At 77.0% G+C, this 17903-nt stretch carries 13 protein-coding genes; 3 read left to right on the forward strand and 10 right to left on the reverse strand.

The features are described from left to right. Positions 1-119 precede the first annotated feature (119 nt). From BJ981_RS39670 to BJ981_RS20535, 3 genes are all read left to right on the forward strand, one after another. Complete coding sequence (locus tag BJ981_RS39670; protein WP_446444262.1) at positions 120-467, forward strand: transposase; 348 nt, start codon at positions 120-122, stop codon at positions 465-467. A 306-nt stretch (positions 468-773) separates the two neighbouring features. Beyond that, on the forward strand, positions 774-1571 hold the full coding sequence (locus tag BJ981_RS20530) for a MerR family transcriptional regulator (RefSeq protein ID WP_184612913.1): 798 nt from the start codon (positions 774-776) through the stop codon (positions 1569-1571). After that, the gene (locus BJ981_RS20535) at positions 1571-2413 is read left to right on the forward strand and encodes a hypothetical protein (protein ID WP_372437145.1); all 843 of its coding nucleotides are present in this window, start codon (positions 1571-1573) and stop codon (positions 2411-2413) included. Before BJ981_RS20530 ends, BJ981_RS20535 begins: the two co-directional genes overlap by 1 nt. A 23-nt stretch (positions 2414-2436) precedes the next feature. On the opposite strand, the gene BJ981_RS20540 is transcribed toward BJ981_RS20535, so the two are convergent. The 10 genes from BJ981_RS20540 to BJ981_RS39245 form a co-directional block, all read right to left on the reverse strand. Next, positions 2437-2772: a hypothetical protein gene (locus BJ981_RS20540; protein WP_184612915.1), complete on the reverse strand. Its 336-nt coding sequence runs from the start codon at positions 2770-2772 to the stop codon at positions 2437-2439. A 6-nt stretch (positions 2773-2778) separates the two neighbouring features. Next, on the reverse strand, positions 2779-4881 hold the full coding sequence (locus BJ981_RS20545) for an ATP-binding protein (RefSeq protein WP_184612916.1): 2103 nt from the start codon (positions 4879-4881) through the stop codon (positions 2779-2781). A 6-nt stretch (positions 4882-4887) separates the two neighbouring features. Then, positions 4888-6717 carry a hypothetical protein gene (locus BJ981_RS20550; protein ID WP_184612917.1) on the reverse strand — a complete coding sequence of 610 codons (1830 nt, stop codon included), beginning with the start codon at positions 6715-6717 and terminating at the stop codon, positions 4888-4890. A gap of 99 nt (positions 6718-6816) precedes the next feature. Continuing rightward, a complete protein-coding gene (locus tag BJ981_RS20555; protein ID WP_184612918.1) occupies positions 6817-7344 on the reverse strand; it encodes a hypothetical protein in 528 nt (175 codons plus the stop codon). 43 nt (positions 7345-7387) lie between these two features. Next, positions 7388-8533, reverse strand: coding sequence for a hypothetical protein (locus tag BJ981_RS20560; RefSeq protein WP_184612919.1), 1146 nt, complete (start codon positions 8531-8533; stop codon positions 7388-7390). Next, positions 8530-10494 carry a hypothetical protein gene (locus BJ981_RS20565; protein ID WP_184612920.1) on the reverse strand — a complete coding sequence of 655 codons (1965 nt, stop codon included), beginning with the start codon at positions 10492-10494 and terminating at the stop codon, positions 8530-8532. Before BJ981_RS20565 ends, BJ981_RS20560 begins: the two co-directional genes overlap by 4 nt. A 2-nt stretch (positions 10495-10496) precedes the next feature. Then, positions 10497-11783, reverse strand: a complete 1287-nt coding sequence (locus tag BJ981_RS20570) for a hypothetical protein (RefSeq protein ID WP_184612921.1) — start codon at positions 11781-11783, stop codon at positions 10497-10499. A 13-nt stretch (positions 11784-11796) separates the two neighbouring features. After that, positions 11797-13734, reverse strand: a complete 1938-nt coding sequence (locus tag BJ981_RS20575; RefSeq protein ID WP_184612922.1) for a phage tail protein — start codon at positions 13732-13734, stop codon at positions 11797-11799. Continuing rightward, the gene (locus BJ981_RS20580; protein ID WP_184612923.1) at positions 13731-15773 is read right to left on the reverse strand and encodes a putative baseplate assembly protein; all 2043 of its coding nucleotides are present in this window, start codon (positions 15771-15773) and stop codon (positions 13731-13733) included. The genes BJ981_RS20575 and BJ981_RS20580 overlap by 4 nt, the downstream gene beginning before the upstream one ends. Further along, complete coding sequence (locus BJ981_RS39245) at positions 15770-17842, reverse strand: baseplate J/gp47 family protein (protein ID WP_184612924.1); 2073 nt, start codon at positions 17840-17842, stop codon at positions 15770-15772. Before BJ981_RS39245 ends, BJ981_RS20580 begins: the two co-directional genes overlap by 4 nt. Positions 17843-17903 lie beyond the last annotated feature (61 nt).

Genomic DNA, 17903 nt, shown 5'->3' on the forward strand with positions numbered 1-17903 from the left:
CGCCGGTCACACCGGCCCCGAAGCTATGCAACGACCTGCCGCGCACCGCCCGCTGGGTCGGGCCTCTCCGCGACGACCTGTGCGCCTACGTGAACGACGACGTCGGCCACCCCGACGGAGTGCTGATCGCGGACGAAACCGAATTGTCAAGAAGGACACGGGGTCGGCTGGAGTGCAAGGGCAGTACACCGGCACCGCGGGACGGCTCGAAACAGATCGGCGTATTCCCGGCCTACGCCTCACCGCGCGGCCGGGCGCTGATCGACCGGCGACAGTACCTGCCGCCTACCTCCTGGGCGGCTGACCACGGCCGCCGTGACACCGCGAGTATGCCCGCCTCCACCCCTTTGGCAACCAAGCCCGCGCTGACCGGCCAGATGATCGACGCTGCGGTGCAGGCTCACGTGGCCGCACGGTGGGTGAGCGAGTCGAGGTGTACGGCCAGGGCTCAGGACTGCGCGCCCTGATCGAGACCTGGGGCCTGGGATATGACTGGCGATCGGCAGCGGCCAAGGTCCTGGCGGTTCAGGGCCGACAGGCTTTGGACCGGATGCGGCCGGGCTGCCCGTTGGTTGAGATAAGCGATCGGCGGCATGCGGAGGCCTTGGGAGTACATCGCGCTATCAGCGCCGCCCACCCGGACATTCCAGGGTCAACCCACGCGCGCCGGGCGCGCTCAGATCGCACGACCTGGGACGCCCGACGAACCGGCTGCCGCCGAGGGCCGTCCGGTGCGTTGACCTTGCCGCGACGTCAACGTGTGTAATGCAGGCATGCGGATCGGCGAGCTTGCCGCCATGGTCGGGGTGTCCACCCGTACCGTGCGCCACTACCACCACCTGGGACTTCTGCCTGAGCCGCCTCGGCTGGCCAACGGCTACCGTGAGTACGGATTCCGTGACGCGGTGGCGCTCGCGCGGGTCCGGCATCTGGCCGAGTTGGGGCTGACGCTGGACGAGCTGCGGGACGCGCTCGCCGATGACGAGGGCAGGGAGCTGCGCGAGGTGCTGCTCGAGCTCGACGCCGACCTCGCCCGGGAGCAGGAGGCGCTCGCGATCAGGCGCGAGCGGGTCGCGGCGCTGCTGGCCGAGGCGGATCTGCGTCCCGGCGGGATGGTGTCGCTCGACATGGCGACGATGCTGCGCGACATGTCCGCGGGAGGGTCCAAGATCGCGACGCTCGATCGTGAGCTGTTCGGGCTGATGGGCACCGTCGCCGAGCCGGGCGATCGGGCGCGCGTCGCCGAGCTGATGCGGCCCTTCACCGAGCCGGAGGCGCTCGCCCGCAGCCAGGCCCTCTACCACCGGCTCGACGAGCTGGCCGGCGCGGGGCGGGAGGACCCCCGCGTCGCCGCGCTCGCCGCCGACCTCGCCGCCCAGTTCCCCGACGAGATCGCCGCGATCATCGTGGCGAACCTGGGCGCGGCGCCCGCCGCGCTGCGCCCGGAGGGGCACGCTCCCGAGGGGGCCGCGGGCGGCCGGCTGTGGGGCGAGGCGATGCTCACCGAGCTGTCGCCCGCCCAGGTCGAGGTGTTCCGTGAGATCGTGCTCATCCTGAAGGAGCGAGAGTGATGGTCAGGATCGCCCGTGCCGCCCTGTTCACCGTGTTCCCCGCCGAGCTCCTGCTCATGATCTGTCTCGTGTCCGGGATGGCGCTGCCCGGTTACGTCGTCTGGACGGCCGAGACCGTGGTCATGCTGGTCCTCGCCCTGGAGGCGGCGGCCGCGTACCGCCTGTTCCGCGCGAACCGCAAGGGCGGCGCGGACCGGCGGGCGGCGCTGCGGCTGACCTACCACGGGCTCGTTCCCACGAAAGTGCGAAAGATCATGGAGTTCGAGGCCAAGGCCACGATCAGCGTCTTCCTGTGGATCGCGCGCCGCCGCGTCGGGGTGCCGCCCGGGGCCACCGCCGCCTCGTACGCGCGGGAGCAGGTCACGACGCTGGTGCTCATCATCTTCGTCACGGTGATCGAGACCGTCGGCCTTGACCTGCTGCTGGTCGCGTTCGGCGTCCCGGACGCGGTGCGTGTCCCGGTCCTCGTCGTCGACCTCTACGGGATCGTGTTCGGGGTGGCGTTCGGCGCCGCCTGCGTCACCCGGCCCCACGTCGTGTCGGCGGAGGAGCTGCGTGTCCGCTACGGCGCCTACCTCGACGTCCGCGTGCCCCGCGACCTGATCGCCTCGGTGCGGCCGACCCGCGGGTACAACGAGCGCAGCATGGTGTCCATCGTCGGCGACGTGCTCACCGCGGCCGTGTCCTCGCAGGTCAACCTGGTCGTCGAGCTGAACGCGCCGGTCACGGTCGAGCGCCCCCTCGGTGGCTCCGCCGACGTCACGACCCTCCGCTTCTTCGCCGACGACCCGCGTCTCGTCCTGAACGCCCTCACGACGTCCCCGTACGCGAGCGCCGCCTGACCCGCGGCGGCGTGGACCGGCCGTCAGGCCGGGGGAGCGTCCTTCGGCTTCAGGGGCGTGACGGCGAGGGGCGCGGCGGGCGGGGGGACGGCCCAGGCGGCGCCGGCGACGGCGGCGTTGCCGGCCTGGTTCTGGCCGGTGAGAAGCAGGGGCACGGTGGCGGGCGCGGCGTGCATCGCGTGGGCCGTCGCCGCGTTGCCCGCCGACGCCGGCACCACGACGGGGCCCGCGGCCGGGCGCACGGCCTGGGGTTTGCCTGACTTGTGTGCTTCGGTGGCCAGGCGGCATTCACGGGACGCGGCCGGCGAGCCGGGCATCAGGCAGCGGACCAGGGAGAGCGGCGGGTCGATGGGCAGCATCACGGATCACCCCGATGGTTCGTCGTCGCCGAGCAGGTGGGCGTGCGCGCCGAGCTCGGAGGGACGCAGCAGCCGGGCCTCGCGCTGGAACTGCCGGGCGACCCCCCGGACGACGTGCCGCATGGCGATCACCGGGCTGTCGCCGTCGGCGGCGGCCAGCGCGGCGGTGCGGGCGGCCGCGCCGATGCCCGCGCCCGTCATGTCCAGGCGGCACAGCGCCTCCAGGTCCACGTCCGCGCCGAGCGGCGCCTCCTCGGGGAAGGCCAGCCGCCACAGCCTGCGCCGCTCGGCCGCGCCCGGCCGGGGGAAGTGGACGACGAAGTGGAAGCGGCGGGTGAAGGCCGGGTCGATGTTCTCCTTGAGGTTGCTCGTCAGGATCACCAGGCCGTCGCTGGCCTCCAGGCGTTGCAGCAGGTACCCGACCTCCAGGTTGGCGTAGCGGTCGGTGCCGTGGCGGACCTCGCCGCGCTTGCCAAACAGGGCGTCGGCCTCGTCGAACAGCAGCACCGCGTGGCTCTCCTCCGCCTGCCGGAACGCGGCCTCCATGTTCTTCTCCGTCTCGCCCACCCACTTCGAGACCACCTGCGCCAGATCCACCTTCAGCAGTTCCAGCCCGAGCATGCCGGTGACGATCTCGGCGGACATCGTCTTGCCCGTCCCCGGCTCGCCGGTGAACAGCGCCTTCACCCCGCCGTTCCCGGAACGCCGCCCGAACCCCCAGGTCTCGGCCACGCGCGGCCAGGCGCGGAACGCCGACACCATCTCCAGGATCTGCCTGAGCTGCCCGTCCGGCAGCACCAGGTCGTCGATCGTCCTGCGGGGCAGGATCGACCGCACGGCGCTGCCGTTGCGCCCGCGGGTCACGGTGGCGATCGCGGGCTCGACGTGGTCGGCGACCGGCGCAGGCGGCCCGCCGCCCGCCAGGCGCGCCCCGGCGCCCGCCACCGAGGCCACCGCGCGCAGCTCCCCGCCGCTCATCCGGTACCGGACGGCCAGGTCCTCCAGCAGCGTGCCGTCCACCTGCGGGAGCGCCGCCGACCACATCGCGCGCCGGTCGCCCAGCCCCGGCGCGGGCACGGTCAGCTCCGCGTACGCCCGCGCGGCCAGCAGGCCCGCCGGCCGCCACGGCTTCAGTCCCGTCAGGCACACCGGGACCCGGGAGCGCAGCAGCGTCGCGCACAGCGCGTCGGCCAGGCGCGGGTCGTCGTGCAGGTCGTCGGTGGAGATCCACAGCACCGCGTCCAGGGCCGCGGCGGCGCGCACGCCCGCGGCCGGGTCGCCGCCGTCCGGGGCCAGCGCGCGCAGCGGCCTGCCCGCCGCGTGCGCGACCGCCTGGGCGACGTCGAGCCGGTCGCCCGGCGGACATCCCCACAGCCCCGCCAGGTCGATGTCCCCCGCGCCGAGGGCCCGGCCGAGCCGGGTGAGCCGGTCCGACGCGGCCAGGTACGGCGGGAGCGCCCGCGGTCCGGCGGCCACCTCGCCCGGGTCGTGGCCGAGCAGCCCGACGTCCCCGCCCCAGCCCAGCAGGAACGCCAGCACGCCCGGCCCGAGCACCAGCTCCTGCGCCAGCTCGACCGGGGCCTCGCCGTGCGCGCGCAGCAGGCCGAAGCGGCGCAGCGGCCCGTCGGGGCCGAGGGCCCGGCGGCGGGCCAGCCGCGCCGCCGGGGTCGCGCCGCCGACCGTCACCAGCAGCTCGACGCAGGGCAGCCGCCGGTTCAGGTTGTCCACGACGTAGGCGTAGATCCGCTCGTAGGCGCGGTCCAGCTCGGGCGCGGCGACCAGCACCAGCGCGTCCTGGTCGGCGCGCGTCAGGCAGAACCGGGTGGCGAGCGCGTCCAGGGGCAGCGTCACGCCCTGGGCGGCGGCGCGCCGCCGCAGCTCCCGCTCGGCCTCCGGCTCCGGCTCCGGCGGGGGACCGGGCTCGGTCATGGCGGCGGCGAACGCGTCCACCTCGTCGAGCAGCACGCCGACCTGCTCGTCGGTCACGCAGAACGGGGTCAGGTCCGGCCGGGTCAGCAGGGCGGCGGCCCGCGCCTGGCGTTCGACCGCCTCGCGCAGCGCCCCGTGCAGGGACTCCAGCCGGATCCGCAGGTGTTCCAGCGCGCTCATCACATCTCACCCACCGGAGAAGGTCAGGGTCCGTCCGCCCAGCCACACCACACCGGGGACGTCGGCAAGCAGGCCGGCGCGCAGCAGGTCGGCGTGGCGGCGGCCCAGCGGGACGCGCACCCGCACGGCGTCCCGCTCGAAGCGGACCGTGGCGTCGAGGTCGGCGAACCGGGTCAGCGCCACCACGGGATCGGGCGTCTCCCGGTCGCGCCACAGCATCCACGCGATCGTCGCCAGGCCGAGCCCGGCGGCCAGCGTGACCGTGCGCTCCAGGTCGTCGCGGGCGGCGAGCGGCGCCGCCCGGCGCTCGGCGGCCAGGGCGCGGACGAGCCCGGCCAGGCGTCCGGCGTGGCCGGGCAGCTCGGCGGCGAGCCGCGGCGCCACCCGCGCGCCCTCGGCGGACCAGACAGGGGTACGCCACGGCAGGCGCGTCACCGGGTCGCCGCGCAGCGGCCGCAGGGCCGTCAGGAACGGCACGCCCGCCGCGGCCAGGTCGCGCAGGCAGCCGGGCGGCAGCGGGCCCTCGCACACCAGGACCGGCGGCCGCCCGCACGCCCGCCAGTGCGGCAGCAGGCCCGGCGCCTCGTCCGCCCAGGCGACAGGGAACAGGCCCTGCGCGTCCACCAGCAGCAGGCCGCCCGCCGCGCCGGTGACCAGGAGCGGGTCCGCGGCGTCGTGGCCGCGGGACACCGCGAGCGCGAGGACGCCGTCCAGCACGGGGAGGGCGGGGCGCAGGCGGCCGGCGGCGGCGGTCAGCTCCTCCTCGGGGACGGGCGGGGCGAGCCCGGCGAACGCGGCGGCGGCCACGGTGTCGCGCCGGGCCCGCCGCCAGCCCCGCGCCGTCACGCCGAGCACCTTGTACGCCAGGGCGGCGGCGAGGAGCGGGGCGTCGCCGGCCAGGTCCAGCCCCGCCAGGGCGGGGCCGATCGCGTCGAGGACGCCGACCCTGGCCAGCGGCCCGGCGAGCAGGAAGGGCAACGCCGACCACACCCGCACCTCGCCGGACGCGCCGGTCCGGCCCGGCGCGGGAGGCGGACGGTCCTGGCCGTCCGGGGGCGGGGCCGTCATCGACGTCACCAGCCGGGCGGTCTCCCCGGCCCCGAGCCGTGCGACGAGCCCGGTGAACAGGGCGGCCAGCGACGCGACGACCTCTTCGGGATCGGCGGACGGCCCGGGCGGGAGGGGCGGCTCCGGCAGGGAACGGGCGAGCCGCGCCGGGTCCGTGCGCAGGGCCAGCTCGGCGAACACCCGTCCGGCGACGGGGGAGGAGGCGGCGTCCGGGTCGCCGAGCAGCGCCAGCAGGTAGGCCCGCACCGAGTCGTCCGGCAACAGCGCCAGCAGCGGGCCGAGTTCGTTCCGCTCGGCCAGCTCGGCGAACAGCGTGACGGCGGACTCCGGCGGGGCTTGGACGGCGGACCCCGCGAACGATTCCGAGAACGATTCCGCGAAGGACTCGCGGAAGGTCTCCGCGAGCGCGTCCGCGGACGCTCCCGTGCGCGGCCCGGCGGACGTCCCGCCGGGGAGCGGGCCGCCCGGCGGGGCGACCACCACGCCGGTGGCCGCCGGCGCGGGCCACCGTCCCGGCCGCACCGTGATGACGACCGGCTCGGTGATCTCCACGTCGGGGCCGTCGCCGGTCAGGTACTCGGCGAGGTGCTCGGCGAGCACGCCGGGCAGGGCGTCCACGACCCGCCCGGCCAGCCCGCCCGGCTCCGGCCCCCAGCTCCACCCGCCGCGCCGCGTCACCGTCACCGTGCACCGGCCCACGACGAGCTCCGCCGAGTCCCCGGCGCCCGGGGTGACCCCGGCGTCCGGCCACTCCGGCGCGGCGGTCACGGCGTCTCCTCCGGCGCGGCGCGAAGTGTCACGGCGTCTCCTGCGGCGTCTTCGGTGCGGTGGGCGGGATCACGGCGTCTCCTGTGCGGCGGGGGGCGGTTACGGGACGTTCAGCTTCTCCAGGCGGCCCGTGATCCCGGTGACCAGGACCAGCACGCCGTGGGGGCCGGAGTCGAGCGCCACCGGGAGCTCCGCCCTGTCGCCGCCCGGGGGGATCTCGCCGGCGGCGACGTGCGTCTCGCGGCCGTCGGAGAGGAGCGCCAGCACCGGGGTGAGGCGGGTGGCCGCGACCGGCAGGACGACCGTGAGCCTGTCCTTCGCCAGGCTCAGCGGCGTCGTCCACGGCGCCAGCCGTGCCAGCGCGGGCTTGGCCCTGCCGTCGGAGGTCAGCTCGACCCCGAACGCCAGCGGGCCGCCGAACACGCCGGGCTCGTCGTCGGCGGGCGCGAGGGCGAGCCGCCTGACGCTCAGGGGAAGGGACGCGACCCTGCCCTCGCCGAGCGAGACGCGCAGCGGCAGCTCGGCCCCCACGACCGCCGCCACGTCGGCGGGCGCCCCCGCGCCGGTCAGCGCGAGCGCACCGGCGACGTGCCCGGTGTCGGCCACGTACACCACGGAAAGAGCCATCCTCAGCCACCTCCGTTCGTCGTCGTGTCGGCCGCGGAAGGGCTCATCCTCGGCCACCTCCGTCCGCCGCCGCGACGGCCGCCAGGACCAGGAAGTCGACCGCGCCGGGGCGGTCGTGGACCTCCACCGGGGACGCCAGGGGGTCGAAGACCCGTATCCGGCAGCGGACCCGCCGGTCGGGGCCTACCGCGGCCTCCACCGTGCTGTGCAGGGCCGAGTCCGACCGGGTGGCCGGCACGCGGGGGGTGAGGTGGACGTGCAGGACGACGCGGCCGTCGGCGACCTGCTCGGGCGTGACCCCGGCGGGCAGCGGCAGCAGCGTCCCGTCGGTCGCCGTCCCGGACTGGACGAGCACGCTGCCCACCGAGATCCGGCCGGAGAAGCTCCCCTGGATGCTCAGGTTGCCGTTGGCCGCCACGGTCATCAGCGGATCGACCGTCCCGTTGCCCTGGTACAGCCCGAACACCAGGCTCGGCGGGTCGCCGCCGGACAGCACCAGCGCCGGGCGGCCCTCCCGCGCGGCCGGATCGGCCCGCAGGGTCAGCGAGCCCGCCCGCGCCGACACCGTGTCGGCGCGGACCCCCGCGTGGCGCCGCGCCACCCCGCGCGCCGCGACCTCGACGCCGGCGAAGTGGCCGTCGGTCCACCGGACGTACCCGAGCAGCACGAGCCAGCGGACGGGCGGGTCGGCGGGCGCCGCCCCGACCTCGGGCGGACGCTGGTCGGCGACCAGCCGCTCGTCCCCGAGCCGCCCGAACAGGACCTGGTAGGTCTCCTCGACCCGGGTCCGCCCGGCCGTCCCGCCGCACGAGCCCGCGACCGGCGACCGGGACGGCTCGCGGTCGGCGGAGGCGAGGAACACCGGGTACGGCTCACCGGTCGGCAGGTCGGCCCCGTTGACGTCCTCGAAGTCGCTCTCGCGCAGCACCACGGGCTCGGCGACGACGATCTCGCGACCGGTCCCGTCGACGGCCATCCCCGCCGCCAGGCTCACCTCGACGTGGCGGGCGCCGGTCAGCGGGTCGGTGCGGGGCGCGGTGACCAGCTCCAGCCCTTCGGCGATGCCCCATTCGTGCAGGTAGCGCGCCTGGCGCGCGGCGGCGCCGCGGGCGTGCGCGACCGTGGCCGACAGGTCGGCGGCGGCCAGCACCTGGCCCTCGTGGAACTCGGGCCGCAGCGGGCCGGTCACGAGGAATCACCCGGCGACGGCTTCTGGGACCGCCCGGGCCGCGGCCTGCGGGCCTGCGGGGACTCGCTCTCGCGCGCGCCGCCCTCCAGCTCCTCCAGACGCTCGCCGAGCCGTTCCGGCAGCCGCTCCCGGACCTCGCCGACCTGCGACTGCGCCGTGCCGAGCTGGGCGCGCAGGCCCTCGAGCGCCGAGGTCAGGTCCGCCACCTGGGCGCGCAGCACCGAGAGCTCCCGGAGGCTGTCGGTGACCTCGCTCGGCGCGGCGTACACCTGCTCGTGGATCGCCTTGGGCGGCGTCTCGCCCGGCGCGGGGGTGAGCAGCAGGGTCAGCATCTCCTCCAGGTCGCCGGTGCGCGGCCGGTCGGCCAGCAGCCCCTCCGGGTACGGTCGGGGGACCGGGCCGTCCTGCGGGAGCTTCGGATGGCGACGGCGCGCCGCCGGCGCGCGGCACAGCCGTTCGGCCAGCTCGCGCAGCCGGTACAGCTTCGGCAGCCACTCGCCGTACGCCGACCCGCCCGGCAGCACCTGCGGGCGCGTCGCCGCGCAGACCCGGACGACGTCGCAGTCGTCCAGCTCCAGGCGGGCGAGCAGGACGTCGGTCCCGGCGCCGTCCGCGCACGGCGGGTTGAGGGTGGCGCAGGCGGCGTCGGTGAGGAAGCGGCGCAGCGCGGCGGTCAGCCTGGCCGCGGACTCGGCGATCCGCCGCAGCTCGGCGATGGACAGCCGCTCCCCGTCGTCGCCCTCCTCCGGGCGCGGCAGCAGGTGCGGCACCTCGATCGCGGAAACCTTGGCGCGCAGCGAGCAGTCCGCCTGGCCGGGCGACTCCTCCAGCCGGCCGAGCAGCCACTCGCGGATCAGGTTGAGGTCGGCGCGGAACTCCACCTGCAGCGCGTGGCCGAGCGGCGTGCCCTGCGCGAGCAGGCGGACCTCCAGCGGCGCGCCGGTGTCCGGCCGGTCGGGCGCGACCCGGGCCGCGGACTCGGCGACCACCGCGCGGGCGAGCGACCGGCGCAGCGGGTCGGGCCACACGGCCTCGGCGTCGGTCCCGGCCAGCCGTTCGCAGGACCCCCGGAGTATCTTCCGGGCGTCGCGGACACCGTCCAGGTCCGGGTAGTCCTTCTTGAGCTGGTTCTGCCCGGCCTCGTCGTAGGTGTCGAACCGGGCGACGGCGCTGGCCAGCGCGCGCACGTGCTCGGTCATCTCCCGCGCCACCGGATCCGCCGGGATCCCGTCGCCGCTCTGGCCCAGCCAGGCCAGGCTGTCGGCATACCGCTTGGCGTCGGAGGCGTCGAACCGGATGGCGCGGTCGGAACCGAGCGCCGCGACGAACATGGCGTCGGCGTACCGGCCGAGCCGCTCGTCGCGGGCCCGCGCCCGCCCGGCCCTGTCCAGGTCGCCGAGGCTCGCCAGCAGCCGCGTGCCGGGGTTGTACCGGTGGTCCTCGAAGCCGTCCCGCTTGACCAGGAACCGGTAGCCCTCCTGGACCCGGGACGGCACGCAGCCGGGCGAGGGGCACGGCTCCTCGGTCGCGTACGGCGCCACCGGCTCGACGGGCGCCTCCTCGTAGCGGACGAACAGCCCGTAGCGGCGGGCGCCGTCGTCGTCGCACGGGTCGCCGCAGTCCACGCCGAGGCCGCCGACCCGCAGCTCGCGCACCAGCGCCGGCACGTCCACCTTCTCGGCGCAGGACAGCACGATGTCGTTGCCGGCCCCGTCCAGGGCGTGCCCGGGCCGCACCACGACGGTGCCTCCGCCGCAGGGATCGCAGCCGATCTCCAGGCCGCACACCACCCCGGGGCCGGACACCGACCGGTTGTGCAGCCTGCTCTTACCCGTCACGTACCGGACCAACAGCTCCAGGTCGTCCTCGGTGAGCAGTTGCCCGGCGAAGAAGCGCGGCCGGACGAAGGCCGGCGACCGGGTCGCCGTCCCTCCGCAGCCGCATCCGCAGGCTGTCGACATCCTCAGCTCTCCCTCACGAAGAACCAGCTCTCGAACACGTCGCCGCCCGCGCCGGTGCCGGACGTCCAGGGCCCGACGCCGGACGGCGGGACGTCGCGGCCCCGCGACCCGTCGTCCTCGGCCGGGTCGATGGTGGGGACGCGGCCCCCGACGTGGGTGCCGTCCACCGGGCGGCGGCAGCGGTCGAGGATGAACGCCCCGCGCACGCTGATCAGCACCCGGTCGCCGTCCTGCAGGACCTCCTTGGTGGTCTGCCGGTAGCGGAACCCGCGGGTGAACTCCTCGTCCCGGTCCGGCTCGGCGAACGTGCCGCCCATGTACCAGGTCGAGGCGTTGCGTCCGGCGCCGCCCTCGATGACCTGGATCTCCACCACGCCGGGCAGCAGCGTGTCCACCCGGACGTCGCCGGAGAACCGCACCACCAGGCCGCCCGCCTCGTCGTGCGTGCCGAGCAGGGCCCGTGCCTCGTCGACGGTGTAGGTGTGGCCGTGGATCCAGTTGACCCCGGTGATCACGGTGGGCACGTGCCGGCCGAACGGGCGGCGGACGTTCATGTGGATCTGGTCCTCGCGCACCGGACGGCGCAGGTCCACGTCGTCGATCCTGGCCAGCCACAGGGTCCTGTGGCGGCCGGGGGCGCAGGCGGTGTCGCAGCGCTCGTCCTGCGGCGGCTCGTGCCCGGTCACGCGGACGGTGTAGCACTCCTCGGTCCAGCCGAACTCGCAGTCGGAGGACTCGGCGCACCCGTCGTTGTAGACCGCCCGGGTCGGCTCCACCGGGCGCTCGGCGTACCGGACGCCCACCCAGACCGTGCCGGTGTCCCGCTCGTCGGGCGGCAGCGCCTTCCACAGGTCGACCACGGTGCCGTCCCTGACCACGATCTCGTTGCCGTCGCAGTCCACGCCGAGGCCCGGCGTGATCCGGACCCTGGCCCGGTGGCGGTGCCGCCCGGACGCGTCCAGCCCCTCGGCGTCCTGCTCGTCGCCGGCGTCGTCCTCGGAGACCTCCTCTTCGGCGGCCTCGTCGTCGCCGGCCGCGGTCTCCTCGCCGGGCTCCGGCGCGTCGCCGGCCGCGTCGCGGTGGTCGTCCCCCCGCCATGGCGGCTCGACGAACAGCCCGCACACCACGCCGTACCCGAGGAGGCTCCGCAGCCGCAGCCGCAGCTTCTCGCGGAAGTACTCCTGCTCACGCTGGAAGTCCCTGGCGCTCAGCATCTGGCCGTGGAAGTACCGTAACCGGCGCAGCGGCGGGGCGCCGAACCCCGTCGTTCCCGTCTCTGTCTCCGTCATCTCCCTGGTCCTCTCAAGACAACTGTGTGTGCACGCCCACGGCCGAGATCGTCCCGGCGCTCACCCCGGCGCGCGCTCCCTTCGGCCCCGGCCTCAGCACTCCGTCCCGGTTCAGCCGCAGCGCGCCGCCCAGCACGGGCGGGGGCAACGGGACGAACGCGGTGTCCACCCCGACCGTCGACCGGGCTCCGACCACGAACCCCGCGCCGCCGAGCCGCACCGACCCCGCGGTGTGCGCGGGGGCCTGCCGTTCGACCAGCCGCCCGAGCGCGCGCTCGTCCGCCGAGCCGACCGGCAGCAGGACGCGGAAGCGGTGCGCGTGCGCGGCCAGCGGGTCGCCGTCCGGGTCGCCGAACGCGCGCAGCGGCGCGCCGCCCAGGGCGGAGCCGCCCACCCGGAACCGGCTGGACGACCGGCCGAACAGCCGGACCGCCCCGAGCCCCGGCCCCGAGCCCGACGCGAGCCGCCGGACCTGCGCCCAGCGGCGGTCGCCCGCCAGCTCGTCCAGCACCGGGGTGACCCCGAAGACGACGCGCACCGCCTCCTTCAGCGCCCACGGCGTGCCGCGGCGCCGGTAGAGCTCCGGGGCCGCGGCCAGCAGCGCCCGCCGCGTCCGCGCGTCCCACCCCGCCTCGAACGACAGGCCGAGCAGGCCCGCGAGCCACGGCAGCGCCCGGTCGGGCACCCCCGCCGGGTCCAGCAGCGCGGGGTGGCGTTCGATGACCCGGTCCAGCTCCTCCAGCGAGGCGTCGAACAGCGACAGGAAGCGCTCGGTGAAGTCGTCGGCCGCCGGGTCCTGGCGGAACGCGGGGGGCAGCAGGTCCGCGCTGGTGGCGCGCGGGAAGTCCAGGCGGATCCTGCGCACGACCGGGGTCGTCGCGCCGTCGCCGGACAGCCGTAGGCGCAGGGTGAGGAACCGGCCGGGCGGCTGGTCCACCAGGAAGTCGGTGGTCCCGGGCGGCGCGGTCTGCCAGTCGGACTCGGCGTACCGGTGGTCCTCCGACACCACGATCCGGACGCCGACCGCCGTCCCCGGGGGGACGTCGGCGTCCACGCGGACGCGGTGCCAGCGGCACCGCGACAGGCCGCTGTCGATGAGGCCGGTGACGTACTCCCCGGCCGTCACGTACGCCTCCGGCTCCGGCGGCCCCGCGGGCCGCGGCCGGCCGCGCCAGGTGTAGCACCGGGTCGTCGCGCCGTCCGCGCCGTTCTCTTTGAGGCAGAAGCCGTCCTCGCCCGCCGAGACCAGCCCGCTCGGGGGGACGGCGGCGGCCAGCTCCTCCAGGGTGGCGGGCCGGAACGGGCGGTGCGGCCCGCCGCGGAAGATCCGCAAGGAGCCGTCGTCGGCCAGCACCCAGATCGTCCGGCCCGGCCCGGCGAGCAGCCCGACGATCTCGCCGGGGATCCCGGTGCGCAGCACGCCGCGGGGCCGCCCGTCCGAGCCGAACCGCCACAGGGCCGTGCCGTCCTCGCGGGATACCAGCACCTCGTCACCCGGGGCGAGCGCGGCGCGCCGCGCGCCGCGTATCGCGACGACCCCGGCGAGCTGTTCGCCCTCGCGCCGCCACACCAGCACCCGGTCCCGCTCCACCAGCGCGATCCTGTGTCCCCGCGCGGCGACCGACACGGGGTGGCGGGCCAGGCCGGGATCGCGGTCGCCCCGCCACACCGGCGTCCAGCCGCACGCGTCGCGGCGCAGCAGCCGGGGCCCGCCGGGCACGGCCAGGTACCAGGCGCCGGGCCGGCAGCCGGGCGCGAGCCTGCGGTCGGGGAACCACGGCAGCAGAGCGCGCCGGGTGGGCCCCTCGGGGGAGGCCCCGGCGTAGGCCAGGCGGACGCCGGCCGGGTCGTCGAACCCGGCGAGCCCGGTGTCGCCGGGCGGGCCGGTCTCCTCCCACCCGACGTAGGCGTCGAGCAGGCGGAAGGTCGGAGGCTGGGGAGCGCACGTCACGGGCGGTCTCCTACGGGGATCAGCAGCGGGCGCTCGGGCCACACGAGCGTGTGCGGCGGGATCGCGTGATCGGCGCAGGGCGGCAGCCGCAGGCCGTCGACGGTGAAGGTGAGCCGGGACACCGCGCGCACCCCGTCCACCGACAGCAGCCGCCGCACCATCGGGGTGTGCCGCAGCGCGCCGCCGAACGGCCAGCCCGCGCCGGACTCCCCGCCGCGCAGCGGGTCCAGGTACGCGGTCACCGCGTCGCCCGCCGCGGCCAGCACGCCCGCGCGGTCACGGCCCGGGTCCAGCACGACCCACGCCTCCACGGCCACCCGCGCGTACCGCACCGGCCCGGCGACCACCGTGACGCCGGCCGGGGCCACCTCGCGGGTGAGATGGCCGGCGACCGCGCGCAGCGTCGCGGCCGTCGGCACCGGAGGCTCGCCGTCCTCGCCCGCGGGCGGCACCACCAGGACGCCCACCACGCCGGGGATCGGCACGCCGGGGTGGTCCGGGTGCAGGCCCGCCACCCCGTGCGCGCGGGCCACCGACGCGCCCGGCGCGTGCGCGGCCAGCAGCCCGTAGTCGGCGGGCGTCACGGCGCGGCCCCGGGCGCGCAGCTCCCCGGCGCCGCGGCGGATCGCCTCGGCGTCGGGTTCGGCGTCCGTCCCGCCCGAGGCGGGGAAGGGGTTGGTGACGCCGGTCACGAACGGCAGCGCGGTGACCACGCCGTTGACGGCGCCCGCCCGCACGGCTCCGGCCGCGCCGCCGCCCACGCGGTAGCGCGCCGCCCGCACGTTGCGGAACCCGGGCGGCACGGCCGCGCCGTGCACGCCGTCGCCGAAGGCGACCTCGCCGGTCGCGTGGTCCACGACGAACACCCGGTCGTCGGGGCCGTAGGCGGCCAGGCTCTCCACCTCCTCCCAGCGCGTCGCGCGGGCCGCCGTCGTGCCGAACACGTCGCCGCCCGCGTCGTCGTCCACCTCGATCACCACCGAGCCCGCGAGGATCGGCACCTGGCTCAGTGTCATCCGCCGCCGCCCGGCGCCCGAGGGGTCCTGGACCGGTTGCAGCGGCTCGTCCCTGACGGTGCGGGCGGCCGTGGCCGCGACCATGTTGAGCCGCAGCCCGGAGATCGCGGTCGGCGCGCCGCCGAACGCGCCGTGCGCGATTCGCAGCCGCAGCCACCGCAGCGGCGGGCCCGTCCTGGACCCGGGCGGACGGGACGGCTCCCAGGAGCGCGGGACCCGCAGCTCCACGGTGCCGCTCGCGCGCAGCCCGCCGGTGTCGTCGCGCACGACGGCCGCGGGCACGAACCTGCCGCCGTCCAGCACGTCCCAGCGCAGCAGCGGCGGTGGCGGCGACGGCACGGCGACGGGCCCGCCGGAGGCGGCGGGCGCGGGCGGCGCGGCGACCACCACGAAGCCCAGCGTGAGCGCCGGGTACGGGCTCGCCGTGCCCGCCAGGCCGATCCACAGCCCGTTGCCCGGCTCGGGGTCCCGGCCGAAGGGCGCGAACGGGCGCCCGGGTCCGGCGGGACCGAGGACGATCGCCTGCAGCGACCCGGCCTCCTGCACCGCGAGCGCGGCGAGCGTGGCCGGGGTGGCGTACAGGTCCTGGTCGGTCTCGTAGATCACCTGGCCGCGCGTGCCGGACACGGTGGCCTGGAACCCGGCCGGGACCAGCACCGACGCGCCGTCGGGCGGGTTCACCGCGAACTCCAGCAGCGCGACCGCCGCCCCGGCGGGCCTGCGCCGCACTCCCGCCGTCGCCAGGTGCTCGGCCAGCGCCTTCTCCGGCAGCCGGTTCACCCGGGCGAGCACGGGCTCGGCCTGCGTGCCGAACAGCCGGACCAGCGCGACCCCGGCGTCCCTGCGGTCGGAGTTCGTCCAGTCGGGCGTGTACCCGGGGATCCGGGCGCGCACGGCGGCCCTGACCGCCTCCCGGGTCGCCTCGACCAGCTCGGGCTGCACGCCCGAGGGACCGGGGCCGGGCACGATCCGCCCGTCCGCCTGGTCCTGCGCGGCACGCTCCCACCACACCTGCCCGGTCATGTCAGCCCCTCACCCGTCTCGGCCGCGGGCACGACCCGGATCCGGATCACCCGCGGCGTCGGCAGCTCGAACGACCGCAGCGGCACGTCGCGGCAGTCCTCCCACGCCACCTCGCCGTCCTCGCCGGCCACGTCGACGGCGCCGTCCATGCAGCCCGCGCCGCCCGTACCGTTCAGACCGCCCGTGCCGCTCGTACCGCCGGTGCCGCTCGTACCGCCCGTGCCGCCCGTGCCGCTTGCACCGCCCGTGCCGATCGCGACGGCCAGCACGTCCGCGAGGTCGCCGAGCGCACGCTGGGCGGCGCGGACCAGGGCCGAGGGGCGCAGCGCCTCCCCGAACGGCCATCCGTCCCCCTCGTCCCCGCCTGCCAGCGGGTCCAGGTAGCGGCGCAGCGCGGCGGTCACGACGGCCGACACCCGCGCCCGGTCGGCCGGGTCGCCGGACAGGTCGACGCGCAGCGCCACCTCGCGGTAGGCGGGCGGGCGGACGAACACCTCGGCGGTGAGCAGCCGCGCCTCCTCCAGACGGGCGGCGACCAGGCGGAGCGCCGCCGGGTCCGGCACGGGCGCGGCGACGAAGTCCGGACGGCCGAAGTCCTCGCGCGGCGCCGCGGGCACGATCCGCACGGTCACCGCGCCCGGCACCGTGGCGCAGGGGAAGCCGGGGTGCTCGCCGGGCGAGGCGTGCGCGCGGGCGATCGCCACCCCCGGCGTGGTCCTGGCCAGGGTGACGTGGTCGGCGGCGGTGACCGCGCGGGTCACCTCGCCGAGCGCCCCGGCGGCGCGGCCGCGCGCGTCGGCCACGGTCTCGGCCTCCTCGCCGCCCTCGGCGCGCACCACGTTGGCCGCCACCAGCGCGCCCCGCCGCGTGACGGAGTCCCGCACGGGCAGCCAGTTGCCGGTCAGGCCGCCGTTGCCGGCCCGCCCGCCCCCGACCACGTACTCGACCCGCACGTCGCCGGTCGGCACGGGGACGCGGCCGGTGAGGCCGTCGCCGAACTCCAGCGCGCCCTCCTCCCGGTCGATGACGAAGACGCGATCGGCGGGGGCGCCGAAGGTGAGGTCGGCCACCGGCCGCCATTCCTCGCCGGCCAGCCACAGGGACGCCTCCAGCAGGCGACCGGCGGCGTCCGGCAGCACGAGCCGCTGTCCCGGCAGCTTCCGCCACGCGCCGATCTGGTCGCCGAGCTCGGCGCCGGTCGCGGTGCGCCGCTCGCGGTCCCGGGCGGCCGACACGTTGACCGCCATCTGGAGCAGGCGGGGCGGCGCGGTCGCCGCGCGGGTGGACAGCAGCAGCCCCCGGTCCTCGGTGGTCCAGCCGGCGGGCGGCAGCAGGTGGACGATCCCGGACCGCCGCAGGCCCGCCGTGCCGTCCCGCACCTCGGCGCAGGGGCGCGGCGCGTCGTCGGAGCCCGGCCGGAACCAGGACCACGCCAGCTCGGCGGGCGGCGGCACGTCGCCGACCGCGCGCGGCGACCACGAGGGCGGGGACGCGGCGGCCGCGTCCAGCTCGAACAGCAGCGAGATCGGGCCGGGCGCGGGCAGCGCGCCGGCGAGCGGCAGCGTGAACCGCGCCTCGGCGGGGCCGCCGCCGCGCGCCGCCAGCGGCACCCCGCGGCGGGCCCGCAGGTCCGCGGTGCGGTCGCGGTCGGTCCAGACGGTCACCTCGCCCGCGGGGTCGAGCGGCAGGACGGTCACGTCGTCGTCGAGGGTGAAGACCACGCGTCCCGCCGGGTCCCGCGACAGCGCCGTCCCGGCGGGCACGACGGGGACCGGCTCGCCGGGCCATTCGGCGGCCAGCCGGAGCACCGTGGCCGCCGCCACGGCGGGCCGGGGCGTGTCGACGCCGAGCAGGCGCAGCACGGCGACCGTCAGCGCGTCCGGCACCTGGTCGAGCCAGTAGAGGCGCTGCTCCAGCAGGTAGGCGAACAGCTCCAGCAGCGTGACGCCGGGGTCGGCGGGCGCGTGCAGCGTCCAGACGCCGTCGGACTCGGCGGGGACGCGACGGCGAATGGCCGCCATCATGTCGGCCCAGGTCAGGTCGTCCAGCTTCGGCGCGGGAATCGTCACGGCGCGCTCCCGGGGGGATCGTGCGGCTGCGGGGCCGGGACCGTCGCGGGGCGTTCGCGGC

Origin of the sequence: Sphaerisporangium krabiense (genome assembly GCF_014200435.1) — a bacterium.
In the GTDB taxonomy this organism is placed as follows: Bacteria; Actinomycetota; Actinomycetes; order Streptosporangiales; family Streptosporangiaceae; genus Sphaerisporangium; species Sphaerisporangium krabiense.

Coding starts and splice junctions, on each gene's coding strand:
- BJ981_RS20540 (WP_184612915.1), bottom strand. CDS start 2,772: ATGCTGCCCATCGACCCGCCGCTCTCCCTGGTCCGCTGCCTGATGCCC.
- BJ981_RS20535 (WP_372437145.1), top strand. CDS start 1,571: ATGGTCAGGATCGCCCGTGCCGCCCTGTTCACCGTGTTCCCCGCCGAG.
- BJ981_RS20580 (WP_184612923.1), bottom strand. CDS start 15,773: ATGACCGGGCAGGTGTGGTGGGAGCGTGCCGCGCAGGACCAGGCGGAC.
- BJ981_RS20555 (WP_184612918.1), bottom strand. CDS start 7,344: ATGGCTCTTTCCGTGGTGTACGTGGCCGACACCGGGCACGTCGCCGGT.
- BJ981_RS20545 (WP_184612916.1), bottom strand. CDS start 4,881: ATGAGCGCGCTGGAACACCTGCGGATCCGGCTGGAGTCCCTGCACGGG.
- BJ981_RS20570 (WP_184612921.1), bottom strand. CDS start 11,783: ATGACGGAGACAGAGACGGGAACGACGGGGTTCGGCGCCCCGCCGCTG.
- BJ981_RS20530 (WP_184612913.1), top strand. CDS start 774: ATGCGGATCGGCGAGCTTGCCGCCATGGTCGGGGTGTCCACCCGTACC.
- BJ981_RS20565 (WP_184612920.1), bottom strand. CDS start 10,494: ATGTCGACAGCCTGCGGATGCGGCTGCGGAGGGACGGCGACCCGGTCG.